Annotated in this window: 6 protein-coding genes and 3 tRNA genes; 6 read left to right on the forward strand and 3 right to left on the reverse strand. The window is 66.5% G+C overall.

Annotation, left to right across the window (positions count from 1 at the left end):
• Positions 1-22: 22 nt before the first annotated feature.
• From AC5P7I_RS10245 to AC5P7I_RS10255, 3 genes are all read right to left on the reverse strand, one after another.
• The gene (locus AC5P7I_RS10245; RefSeq protein WP_032956914.1) at positions 23-1,243 is read right to left on the reverse strand and encodes an EAL domain-containing response regulator; all 1,221 of its coding nucleotides are present in this window, start codon (positions 1,241-1,243) and stop codon (positions 23-25) included.
• Positions 1,240-4,011, reverse strand: a complete 2,772-nt coding sequence (locus tag AC5P7I_RS10250; RefSeq protein WP_262087868.1) for a response regulator — start codon at positions 4,009-4,011, stop codon at positions 1,240-1,242. The genes AC5P7I_RS10245 and AC5P7I_RS10250 overlap by 4 nt, the downstream gene beginning before the upstream one ends.
• 163 nt (positions 4,012-4,174) lie before the next feature.
• A complete protein-coding gene (locus tag AC5P7I_RS10255) occupies positions 4,175-6,913 on the reverse strand; it encodes a TonB-dependent receptor plug domain-containing protein (protein WP_164077508.1) in 2,739 nt (912 codons plus the stop codon).
• A gap of 170 nt (positions 6,914-7,083) precedes the next feature.
• On the opposite strand from AC5P7I_RS10255, the gene AC5P7I_RS10260 reads away from it, so the two are divergent.
• From AC5P7I_RS10260 to AC5P7I_RS10285, 6 genes are all read left to right on the forward strand, one after another.
• Positions 7,084-8,103, forward strand: a complete 1,020-nt coding sequence (locus AC5P7I_RS10260; protein ID WP_262087867.1) for a cyanophycinase — start codon at positions 7,084-7,086, stop codon at positions 8,101-8,103.
• Between the two features lie 109 nt (positions 8,104-8,212).
• Complete coding sequence (locus tag AC5P7I_RS10265) at positions 8,213-9,229, forward strand: isoaspartyl peptidase/L-asparaginase family protein (protein ID WP_014646043.1); 1,017 nt, start codon at positions 8,213-8,215, stop codon at positions 9,227-9,229.
• Between the two features lie 137 nt (positions 9,230-9,366).
• Positions 9,367-9,452, forward strand: a tRNA-Tyr gene (locus AC5P7I_RS10270).
• A gap of 24 nt (positions 9,453-9,476) precedes the next feature.
• A tRNA-Gly gene (locus AC5P7I_RS10275) sits at positions 9,477-9,550 on the forward strand.
• Positions 9,551-9,599: 49 nt separating this feature from the next.
• Positions 9,600-9,675: transfer RNA gene (locus tag AC5P7I_RS10280), tRNA-Thr, on the forward strand.
• A 41-nt stretch (positions 9,676-9,716) separates the two neighbouring features.
• On the forward strand, positions 9,717-9,995 hold a 279-nt coding region (locus AC5P7I_RS10285; protein WP_308307142.1), incomplete at its 3' end, for a GTP-binding protein.

Consider the following 9,995-nt stretch of genomic DNA (forward strand, 5'->3'; position numbering starts at 1 on the left):
TGAAGCGGACGTGGAATCCGTGTCAGCGCAGGGCGGCTCGCGGCGACTCGTCCAACTGCGGCGCTTCTTCGTCCAGCAGGCGGGTGAACTCGTCCGACGGCAGCGCCTGCGAGATCAGGAAGCCCTGCACCTGGCTGCACCCCAGCTGGCGCAGGGCAGCCAGGTCGGCATCGCTTTCCACGCCCTCTGCCACGATGGTCAGGCCCAGCTGGTTGGCCAGCGCGATCACCGTCGACAGGGTCAGGTGCAAGGCCGGGTCGCGCGCGCATCCGCTGACCAGCGCGCGGTCGATCTTGACCTCGGTGAAAGGGGTATTGACCAGGTTGTGGACCGAGCTCAGGCCCTGCCCGAAATCATCCTGGGCCAGGCCGAAGCCCTTCATGCGCAGGCGGCAGGCGCCGGCATAGAAGTCGCTGACGTGCCGCGTGGTGCTGTTTTCCATCAGTTCGAAGCACAATTCACCGGGCGTACCGCCGTTGGCCAGGGTCAGTGCCAGCAGTTCGTCGGGCAGGTCCGACTGCTCCAGCAGGTGAGGGGGCAGGTTGATCGATACCGGTACCCGGAACCCTTGCTTGCGCCAGCGTGCCTGCGCGCTGATGCTGGCCTTGAGCATCATCCGCAGAAGATCGCCCTCCAGCCCGTAGCGGCAGATTGCCGGCAGGAAGCTGCCAGCGGCCAGCGTGCCCAGCTGCGGATGTCGCCAGCGCACCAGTGCTTCGGCCGCCACCACGCGTCCTGACTGCAGTGACTTCTTCGGTTGGAACCAGGCCGTCAGGCTGCCATCGGCCATGGCCTGGCGCAGCTGCGATGCATCCGGTTCGGGCGCAGCCGCCGCGCGCGTAGGGGCCTCGCCGGCGGCCGGACGCGCCTGCGCCAAGGCCTCGAACAGGGCGTCCACATCGGCGGCCGCCACCGGCTTGGGCAGCAGGCCGACCACATCCAGCCCCAGCGATTCGGCCATCAGCCGTGCCGAGGTCATCATCCGCCGCGGGGCCGCGCTGACCACCGCGAGGCGTGGCGGGCGCGGCTGTGCCGCCAGCGCCTGGATGAACTGGATGCCGTCCTGCCCGGGCATCAGCAGGTCGCTGACCACCAGGTCGTAGGGCTGGCACGCACACAGCGCGATGGCCGCATCCACGTCTTCGCAGGCGTCGACCTGCACGCCTGCGTGGCTGCCGAACAGATTGGCCAGGAAACCACGCTGGAAGGGCTGGTCTTCCAGGATCAGGACACGCTGGGTCATGCGGGGTCTCCTTGGCGCAGTGAGGTGAGCGCCTTGCGCAGGCGTGCGATGTCGATGGGTTTGCTCAGGTAGCCCTGCATGCCACTGGCCAGGCAGCGCTCGCGCTCCTCGGCAGTGGCATTGGCGGTGGCGCCGATCACCGGCACCGGGTTGCCGTCCTCGCGCAGTTGCCGGGCCAACGCGTGGCCGTCCATGCGCGGCATGTTGATGTCGGTCACCACCAGGTCGAAAGACTGCTCTCGGCATCGCTGCAGGGCTTCCACGCCGTCCTGTGCCAGCTCCACGTCGCAGCCGAGGGTGCGCAGCTGCTCGGCCAGGATCACCCGGTTGATCGGGTTGTCTTCGACGGCCAGCACGTGCAGGCCCAGCGGCATCGGCCTTGCCGCGCGCGATGTTTCCGGCAGCGCCGCACGTTGCTGCTGCACGTTGGCCAGTGCATTGCCGATCGCGGTCATCCCATGCAGGGTCACCACCAGGCTGCCATCGGCGGCAACGGTGGGCTGGTCGCCGCCGTCGATCGATGCCACCACGCGAGGGCCTGCCCAGGCCAGCGGCATCCCGGCCTCGCCGTCCATCAGGATCGCGCCGTCATGGTCCAGCAGTGCAGGGTCGCCCTGCAGGGGCTGTGCGTTGGCGCCCCAGCGACGCAGCCAGCCGCAGGCACTGTCGACCAGTTCGCGATCACGGCCGCGCACCAGGATCGGCGGCTCCGGCAGCAGGGTCGGGCCATCCTCGGCGGCGGCCAGCACCGGCAAGGGCAGGCGCACGCTGAAGCTGCTGCCCAGGCCGGGCTCGCTCACCACCTGCAGCTCGCCGCTCATCAGGCGCACCAGGCGGTCGCTGATGGACAGGCCCAGCCCGGTGCCCTGTGCACTGGCCGCGCCGCGGACCTGGCGGAACGGTTCGAACAACCGCGCCTGTTCCTCCGCGGCGATGCCCACGCCGGTATCGGTGACCTGCCAGGCGAGCACGCTCGATTCACCTTCGCGCTGTACCTGGCGCACGCGCAGTACCACCCGGCCATGCTCGGTGAACTTGATCGCGTTGCTGAGCAGGTTGCCCAGCACCTGGCGGATGCGGTCGGCATCACCCAGCACGCGCGTGGGCAGGCGCGGGTCGGTGCAGACCAGGATCTGCAGGCCCTTGCAGGTGGCCGAGGCAGCGAAACTGCGCAGCACGCTCTCGGTCAGCTCGCGCGGCGAGAACGGCGCCGGCTCCAGGCTGAGCTGCCCGGATTCGATCTTGGAAACATCCAGCACATCGCTGATCAACTGCAGCAGGACCGATGAGGAACTCTCGATGGTGCGCAGGTACTGCGACTGCCGGGCGTCCAGCGAGGTGTGCCCGAGCAGCTCCAGCGTGCCCAGCACGCCGTAGAGCGGAGTACGGATTTCATGGCTCATGGTGGCCAGGAACGCGCTCTTGGCCTGGTTGGCCGCATCGGCGGCCTGGCGTGCCGACGACAGCGCGGCCTGTGCCTGGCGGTGCCGGGAAATGTCATGGAACACGCACAGCAGCACGTCGTCGCCCTGGTAGCGGCAGGCCGCGTGCAGCACCTGCAGCTGACGACCGTCGCGGGTGGTGAATTCCAGTCCACGCCCGCGCTCGCCGGCATGTCCGCGCCATGGCGCCTGCCAGTCGCTGTGTTCGCCTTCTTCGCCAAGCCAGTCGCGTAGCAGCTGGTTGGAGAGCAGCAGCGCGCGGTCGCTGCGGCGCAGGACGCAGATGCCGACCGGCGCCATGTCGATCACCGTCGAACTGAAATCCAGGTTCTCCAGCAGCCTGCGCTGTTGCTGCAGGGCCGGCTGGATCAGCTGGAGGTCCACGTGATGCCGCAGCAGGCGCAGCGCGACGCCGGCCAGCAGCAGCAACAGCGCGCAGACCAGCAGCGGCACCGCCAGGTCACCCAGCAGCAGTTGCGACGGCAGGTGGTAGACCAACCGCCAGCCGTCGTTGCCGACACTTTTCACCAGCGCTACACCGCGCGGAAGCCCGCCACTCCACAGCGTGCCGAAGCTGTCGTCCTGGCGTTCCCGCAGGGTCTTCCAGCCCGCACCATCCAGACGCGGGGTCTGGCTGGACAATGCCGGCTGCCCTGCACGGTCGAGCAGCGCATAGCCGCCGATGCCCTGGCCGTCGATCATGCTCGCCGCCGCCGCGCCATCGAGCAGCAGCACCAGCCACTGCGTCGGATGCGGGCCGGCCTGTACCGGCTGCGCCAATGCAACGCCACTGTCACCCGGGCGCAGCCAGTGCACCGGGTCGGCCGCCTCCAGGCTGCCGCTGCGTGCCTGCAGCGCACGCAGCGATGGCAGGTGCGCCAGGTCCACGTCGACCTCGCCGCCGGCCAGCCAGTGCGTGCCGTGCGCATCGACCAGCAGCAGATGCGTCTGCAGTGCCTGCAGCGTGTGTTCGGCGCGCGCTGACAACAGCAGCCGCTGGCCCGGTTGGCCGCCAGCACCATCCAGCGGCACCTGGCGCATGCCTTCGCTGTCCGCCGCAGGTGCATCCGGGTTGCCCCTCACCACCGAATCGCCCAGATAGCGCAGCAGGGCTTCGCGCTGGTCGAAATAGATCTGGGCCCTGTAGGCCGCTGCATTCATCTCGCGGCGATGGGTCGAGATGTCCTCGGTGAATGCCGTGAGCAGGTAGAAGCCGGCCGCGGCGGCCAGGCAGACGAAGACGCACACGGTCAGGCAGCGCAGCAGCACCGACGCGGTGGTCGATGGCACGGCCTGCTGCAGCGAAGGGCGGGGGAAGCGGAACATGCAACGATGCTAGGGAGCGGCGCGCGCGGCGCGGAATCAGCTGTTTCCTAAAATCCCCGGCTGGCCGGTCGGGCCGGAGCCTGCGCGCGGGTACCGTTCAGGCGGCGGAAAAAAAGAACCCCCGCCGAAGCGGGGGTCTCCTGTATCTGCGCTGGCCAGGCGCTTACAGCGCGCTGCCACCGAACTTGTGGGTGTACTGCAGGTTGATCGTGCGCCCCACGCTGTCGAACCAGGACACGTCGTAGTACGGGTATGCAGTGTAGGTACGGTCCTTCGGCGGCATCTTGTTGAACACATTGACCACCGACAGCGACAGGCGCGAGTGGTCGTCGAAGCGGTACTGCAGCGAGGCGTTGTAGCGATAGGTCGCCTTCACGTACGGGCTGTCGCCGCTGTCCCAGTCGAACACCTGGTCGTAGCTGTCCGAGGTCGGCAGCTTGCCCAGGCGCGAACCGTACACCGTTGCCGACCACGCATCCTTTTCCCAGGTCACGCTCAGGCTGGTCTTGGTGCGTGGGATGTCGAAGCCGCTGTTCACTGCGAACTGGTCTTCGGTACGGTCGCCCGGGTAGCGCTGGAAGTCATGCTTCTTCACCCAGGTGTGGGTGCCGTTGAAGATGAAGTCGCCGATGCCCGTCTGCAGGCGGTAGCGCAGGCCGACGTCGATGCCGGAGGTGGATTCGCGGGCGACGTTGATCGGCGCCACGCGCACGCCATACAGGCGCCCGTCGTTGCTGCGGGTGATGCGGGCGAGTGCATCCACGCAGGTCGGCGAGGTGATGTCGGCGCTGCCCAGGCGGCAGTTCGCTTCGTTGGCCAGGATCGTGCGCACGTCCATGTCCTGCACCTGGTCGCGCATGTCGATGTCGAACCAGTCCACCGACAGGTCCAGGCCGACGGCCGGCGACCAGACGAAGCCGGCACTCCACGAGGTGCTGGTTTCCGGGTCGAGCTGGCGGTTGCCGGTGCGGCTGCGGATCAGGTTGCGCTCGTAGTCGGCGCAGTCGGTGGCGCCGTCGGCGCGGCAGCTGTACAGGTCTTCGGCGGTGGTCTCATCGTTGCCCGGGCCGGCGAATACATAGTGCAGGTCCGGCGCACGGAACGCGGTGCCATACGAACCGCGCACCAGCAGCGTGTCGATCGGGCGCCATTCCAGGCCACCGCTCCAGGTCGCCTTGCCGATGGTGTGGCCGGAATAGCGGTACTGGTCGTAGCGGCCGGCCACGCTCAGGTTGACCGTTTCGTGCAGCGGCATGCGCAGCTCGGCCGCCGTAGCCCAGCGGTTGCGCGAACCTTGGCCGTCCGAATCCTTCCAGCTGTAATAGTAGTACTGGGTCGCCAGCGGATCAGGATTGAGCGAGTACGCCTGCTGGCCCACTTCCACGGTCGCGGCGAAACCGGCGTCACCGCCGGGCAGGCCGAACAGCGCGGAATTGGTCAGAGTGAATGCCGCCGTCTCCGTGCGCGACTTCGGCGTGTAGGTGGTACGCGCGGCGATCGAATCGTACTCGGCGCGGGTCAGCGGCCGGTACAGGCGTGACGGGTCGGCGTTGTAGATCGGGAAACCGTCGTCATCCACGCCCAGCTGCGGGCCGAGGAACAGGTCATTGGCCTTGGCGGCGATGATCTGCGCCCAGCTGATCCGCGACTGGTACTGCGAATGGCTCAATGCCGCTTCGTAGTCCCAGTTGCCGGCCAGGTTGCCCTTGAAGCCGGTGGTCACGCTGAAGGTCTTCTGCGTGCTGCGCACCATGGCATTGCGCAGGCCACCCATTTCCTCGGGCGAGAACTGGCGCTGCCAGAACTCGATCTCGCCGGTGGCTTCGTTGTTGAAGTAGCCCGACTCATCGCCGTTGGCGTCCATGCGGCCCCACTTGGTGACGTCGCGCATCAGCGACATCGTGTGGTAGCCCAGCTGCACGTCGGCGAACCACTGCTGGCCATTGTCGAAGTCATGGCTCAACGACGCGTAGCCGTTGGCACCGCGGCGCTTGCTGAGGATGGTGCCGTAGCCGATCGAGCTGTCGCTGCCACAGTAGTAGCCGTACTTCGGGCGGTAGGCGCGGTAGGTGCTGCCCTGGTTCTGGCCGGACAGCGCTTCGCAGGTGGCGGCGCCGGGGTCCAGATAGTCATCGTTGTAGTCGGTGCGCAGGTACGCACGGCGCGCGATGCGCGAACCCTCGGTGGGGCCGTCCTGGGTCGAGTCCTGGATGTCGCGCTCATAGGCCCACAGCGGCGTCTGCGACTGCAGTTCGACGCTGTACACCGCGTTGAAGTTGCCACGGCTGAAACCGCTGGCGATGCTCATGTCGAACGACTCGCCACCGCCTTCAGTGGTGGTGCCCATGCGCATGTCGATCGTGGTGCCGTCGGCCTTCTTCTTCAGGATGAAGTTGACCACGCCGGCGATCGCGTCCGATCCATAGATGGCCGAGGCGCTGCCGGTCAGTACTTCAATGCGCTCGATCATCCCCAGCGGAATGTTGGAGACATCGGTGAAGTTGCTGCGGCCCTTGAACGGCATCGGGAAGTCGGCGATACGGCGGCCATTGACCAGCACCAGCGTGTGGTTAGGGCCCAGGCCGCGCAGGTCCACCTGCTGGGCACCCGGCGAGAAGTCGGCGCCGCTGGAAGACTGCTGGCTCTGCGTCTCACCGCCGTTCTGGGTCATCGCACGCAGCACGTCCGGCACGCTGGTGAAGCCACTGGAGCGGATCTGTTCGGCGTTGATCACCGTGATCGGGGCGGGGCCTTCCACCTGGGCGCGCGGAATGCGCGAACCGGTGACCTGCACCGCGTCCAGTTGTTGTACCGGAGAGGACGCCGGAGCCTGGGCGGCCGCGGAAGCAGCCACACCCATCAACGCTAGCTGGATCGACCACGCCATCGCCTTTCTACGCATGAGGAATTCTCGGAAATGAAGCCGGCCCGCAGAGGAGGGGCCCTGTCCCCCATTCAGATTTCCGGAATGGGCGCGCGCATTTAACGCCTTTTTTATGTCCTTGACTACTGGGTCCCTATCTGGCAAAGAGTGAAAACGCTTGCAAGTCGATTTTGTTCAGGGAGATCAAGATGCGACGCGTTCACCGGACCCTGCGTACCCCTGTTGCCTGGCTGGCGCTGCTGATGCTGGCCTGGCCGTCGGCCGCGCCCGCGCAGGATCTGCAGGGCCCGGGCTTTTCCTACTACGAGGTCGGCGACCTTGAGGCCCCACGTCCCGGGCCGCGTGCATCCGCGATGATGCTGATGGGCGGTGGCGAGTGGGTGCCGGATGCCTTCCAGTGGTGGTTGAAGCAGGCCGGCAATGGCCGTGTACTGATCCTGCGTGCCTCCGGTGGCGATGAACTGCAGGACCGCCTGTACCGCGAGATCGGCGGCACCACCGCGGTACAGACGCTGGTCTTCGACAGCCGCCGCGGTGCCGATGATCCATCCGTGCTGCGCGTGGTCGCTGCGGCCGATGCCATCTTCATTGCCGGCGGCGACCAGTCGCGCTACATCCGCTTCTGGAAGGGCACCGCACTCAACCGCGCGCTCAACGCCCATGTACGCGCCGGCAAGCCGATTGCCGGTACCAGCGCTGGCCTGGCCATCCTCGGCGGCTATGCCTATGGCGCCATGGATGGCGGCAGCATCAGCTCGGCCGGTGCGCTGGCCGATCCGATGGGCAGCGCAGTCACCATGGACAGTGGCTTCCTGCAGATGCCCTACCTGCAGCGCGTGGTCACCGACACCCATTTCGACAAGCGTGACCGCCTTGGCCGCCTCATCGTGTTCGTGGCACGCGCCGCGCAGGACAGCGGCGACCCTGACATCGTCGGCATCGGCGTTGATGAGGACACCGCCCTGTGCGTGGAGCCCGATGGCCAGGCCCAGGTCTACAGCGCTGATGGCGAGGGCAAGGTCTGGGTGGTCAGCCCCGGTCGTGATGCCGATCGCCTGGTCGAGGGCGAACCATTGCGCTTCCATGCCGTTCCGGTGACCGTGGTCGCCAGTGGCAGCCGCATGCGCCTGGACGATTTCCAGGCCGAGGCCGACTACCAGGCCGTGGCCGACATCAGCGACGGCGAGATCGAGTTCACGCTTCGGTAGCGCCGGCCGCTGGCCGGCAACTCACTTTCCCTGAGCTGATGCGCCCCTTGCGGCCAGCGGCCGGCGCTACCCTGCAATCCATTCCCTTGTCCTGCTGGAGACGTACCTGATGAAACTGCGCCTGGCGCTGTCCGCGCTGCTGTCCTTGCCATTGATCGCCCAGGCCGCCCCGGCTGCGTCGCCATTGCTGGTCATCCATGGCGGCGCCGGCGTCGAACGCAAGGACCTGTCGCCGGCCGAAGAGAAGGCTGCGCGCGATGCGTTGCGCGCCGCACTGCTGAAAGGCCATGCCGAACTGGCGGCCGGTCGTCCGGCGCTTGCAGCGGTCACTGCGGCAATCACCGTGCTGGAGGACGATCCGACCTTCAACGCTGGCAAGGGCGCAGTGTTCACCCATGACGGCCACAACGAGCTGGATGCGGCGGTGATGGACGGTGCCACCCAGGCAGCAGGTGCGGTGGCCGGCGTGCAGCGGGTGCGTAACCCGATCCTGCTGGCGCAGACCGTGATGCAGAAGTCCAGGCACGTGATGATGGTAGGGCAGGGTGCCGAAGCCTTCGCGGTAGAGCAGGGCATTGCTCTGGTTGATCCCTCCTACTTCCGCACGGAGAAGCGTTGGCAGCAGCTGCAGCGCGCGCTTAAGGAAGAGGCCAATGGCCAGGCCCATGCCGACCTGGAGACCGCAAAGCACTTCGGTACCGTCGGTGCGGTCGCGCTGGATGCGCAGGGGCAGCTGGCCGCCGGCACCTCCACGGGCGGCATGACCAACAAGCGCTATGGCCGGGTGGGTGACTCGCCGATCATCGGCGCCGGCACCTGGGCCGATGCGCGCTGTGCGGTGTCGGGCACCGGCTGGGGCGAGTACTACATCCGCACCGCGGCCGCGCACGAGATCTGTGCGCGCATGCGCTACCAGGGGCAGAGCCCGGAGCAGGCCGGCAAAGGCGTGATCAACGAGACGATTCCGCAGATGGGCGGCGACGGTGGTGCGATCGTGCTTGCCGCGGACGGCAGAATGGCCACGCCGTTCAACACCCAGGGCATGTATCGGGGCTGGATCGGCGCCGACGGAGTCCCCCATGTCGCAATTTTCGCCAGCGAGACCCTGCCGGTCCCCGGTCAATAACCTTGCGTATCAATGGGTTTGCGACAACGTGTGAAAAAGATGGAAAAAAGCGTTGACAGCCCCCCGTCCCATCAGCAGAATAAGCGGCTCACCACCACACACCGCAACGCTTCGGCGGTAACGGAATGGGGTGGTAAGGAGGGATACCCAAGCGGCCAACGGGGGCAGACTGTAAATCTGCTGGCTTACGCCTTCGGTGGTTCGAATCCACCTCCCTCCACCAGTTTCACGTTGTGACATTCCCGGCGCGGGAGTAGTTCAATGGTAGAACCTCAGCCTTCCAAGCTGATGGTGCGGGTTCGATTCCCGTCTCCCGCTCCATTGAATGAACTTTGAATCTTATCGAGTTCATGTCATAATGCAAAACTCGGCTCACGTAGCTCAGTCGGTAGAGCACTTCCTTGGTAAGGAAGAGGTCGAAGGTTCGATTCCTTTCGTGAGCACCATCTTAAGCATCACCTCTCAGACGAATTCGAGATAAGCAGCCATGGCCAAGGGTAAGTTCGAGCGCACCAAGCCGCACGTCAATGTCGGCACCATCGGTCACGTCGACCACGGCAAGACCACGCTGACCGCCGCACTGACCAAGATCGGTGCCGAGCGCTTCGGTGGCGAGTTCAAGGACTACTCCTCGATCGACGCCGCGCCGGAAGAAAAGGCTCGTGGTATCACGATCTCGACCGCGCACGTCGAATACGAATCCCCGATCCGTCACTACGCCCACGTTGACTGCCCGGGCCACGCTGACTACGTCAAGAACATGATC

This window comes from Stenotrophomonas sp. YJH_SMC_138 (genome assembly GCF_059369855.1).